This window comes from Endozoicomonas sp. SESOKO3 (assembly GCF_024606255.1).
On sequence record NZ_JAHHPR010000799.1, the window covers coordinates 1 to 2,586 of the forward strand.

The 2,586-nt window shown below is 44.9% G+C and carries 1 protein-coding gene; it reads left to right on the plus strand.

What is annotated here, in order from left to right:
- On the plus strand, positions 1 to 2,502 hold a 2,502-nt coding region (locus KDK18_RS14300; RefSeq protein WP_257255608.1), incomplete at its 5' end, for an RING finger domain-containing protein.
- Between the last annotated feature and the right edge of the window lie 84 nt (positions 2,503 to 2,586).

Below are 2,586 nucleotides of genomic sequence, written 5' to 3' on the forward strand. Positions count from 1 at the left end.
AAGCAGTTGATAGAAGCTACAACCGATAAAACACGGACTTTGAATGACCCTGACAAGCTGTCTGCACTACGACCGATCATTCCACCTGACCGACCACTTCCCAAAGCTGGCGACAACAACCTGAATATTTTGTATAAGATTGTTCAGGATATAATCCACAGGGTCAATCAATCTGACCAGCAGCCACCTATAGGACAATTTGAAAAATATTGTTTTATTGAGTACTTCGTTCAATTATTTCTGTTCTACTCAAACCCACTTGAACTTATTCGTCATCTGTTAGGACAAATATCAGATTCAGCGGTAACGCATGAGATTATAATTGCTGCACAATCATTGACATCTGCCAGTTCTTTTTCAAATACTTTTATGCAATTTCACCAACACCCATCGTTTCATGAATTACAACATTTCTTAAATGAAGGGTTAATTCAGTTGCATACCGACCCTTCACCCCGTGAGCCTGAAATCAGTTCCACCGACCAAGTTCATAGCTTCGACAGTGCCTCTGGCTCTGGATACTCACAGCAGGGAGCAAGACCAAAGCGGCGCGCCCATAATCATCAGCCTAATGTGCTGCGCCAAAAAGGATTAAAGACAAGACAATCCTGTGGTAATCATCAAACGCGTTTGGGAAGTACGCCATCCTTTACCAGAGCGGGTAGAGCCATCGCTGTACCTGCCAGGAAAACAATGGATGATTACATGAATATCAATGCTTTCCGCGATAATGCATTTAAAGTGGATAAGGTGAAACATGCACAAATTACCGATAATGAGTGCCCAATATGTCGTAAGCACTTTTCACGTACAGCAAGATTAGTGAAAACGCCATGCAATCACATTTTTCACGTGCTTTGTTTAAATCTGTGGCTCCAAAGAGAGCTACCTCCTCTTTCAGTTTTAACTTGCCCTGTATGTCGATCAGAATTAAATAACTTAAAAGAAAAACTTAACAATTTAAACAAGCTATTAAAAAAATACGGCAATTGTCATTCGTTAGACAGTGCAAATAGAGCTGTTAAGGAATGGAATACGACAGAAACAGGTTATGAAGCTTTGTACCATTTTGTCCAACTTTGCAGGCACAACAGTAAGGTTTCAGATGACTCACGGTACGTCAATATCTTGAGAAAAATAATTCACCCCATTACAAAAGCCAACATTCCCCACGACCTTAGGATCAACTCGGCCACCTTCAGCCCCGATAGCCGTCGTGTGGTGACCGCCAGTAACGATTGTACAGCGAAAATCTATGGCCATAAGGCCGATGGATCATGGGAAGAAGAGGTCACTATCCGACACAATGGTACAGTCAAATCAGCCAGTTTCAGTAGCGACAACTGTCGTTTAATAACCGCCAGTACGGATCACAAGGCGAAAATCTTTAGCCAAGAGGATGATGGATCATGGACAAAAAAACTGACCGTTCAACATACTGGCAAGGTCAATTCAGCCACCTTCAGCACTGATAGCCACCATATAGTGACTGCCAGTGAAGATGGTACGGCAAAAATCTTTGCCCAAAAGGACGATAGACCATGGGAAAAAGAAGCCACCATTAGCCACAATGGTCCGATCCAATCAGCCACCTTCAGCTCCGATGACCGCCATGTGGTGACTGTCGGTAAAGATAACGTGTTAAAAATCACTGGCAGGTCAGCCAATGGATCATGGAAAATAAAAGCCACCATTTCCCATGATGACGCTATCAACTCAGCTACATTTAGCCCCGATGCCCGCCGTGTGGTGACCGCCAGTGAAGATTGTACGGCAATAATCTATGCCCAACAGGACGATGGGTCATGGGAAAAAGAATTCACCATCAGCCATATCGACAGCGATGGTCCAATCCAATCAGCCAGGTTCAGCCCCGATGACCGCCATGTGATGACTGTTGGCAGGGATGACCTGGTTAAAATCTATGGCAAGCAGGACAACGGACGATGGCTAAAAAAAGCCATCATTGCCCATGAAGATCGGATCAACTCAGCCACCTTCAGCGCCGATGGATGCCACTTGGTGACCGCCAGTGACGATAATACGGCTAAAATCTATGGCGAAAAGACCGATGCATCATGGGAAGAAGAAATTACTGTCTACCACTACCATAAAGTCCTCTCAGCCACCTTCAGCCCCGATAGCCGACATATGGTGACCACCAGTATCGACAGGGCGGCAAAAATTCATAGCCACAATGACAATGGATCATGGAAAGAAGACACCACTACCCTTCATAGAGATTGGGTCTGTTTTTGTTCAGCCACCTTCAGCACCGATGGCCGCTTTGTGGTGACCTTCACTATGGACAGGAAGGCAAAAATCCATACCCTGAAAGACGATGCATCATGGAAAAAAGAAATCACTATCTGTCACGATGGCACGGTACTCTCAGCCAGCTTCAGTGCCGATAGCCGCTTTCTGGTGACTACCAATTTCATGTCAGATGATGGTCGTTTTTACCACACTGCGAAAATCACTGAACTCTGGAAGGAAGAATGAAAGCAAACTGATCCATCGACACCAACAGGCACTAGCAGCCTGTCGGACTTAAGGCTGTCCTACTGCGGTTGCAATAAATTGGTC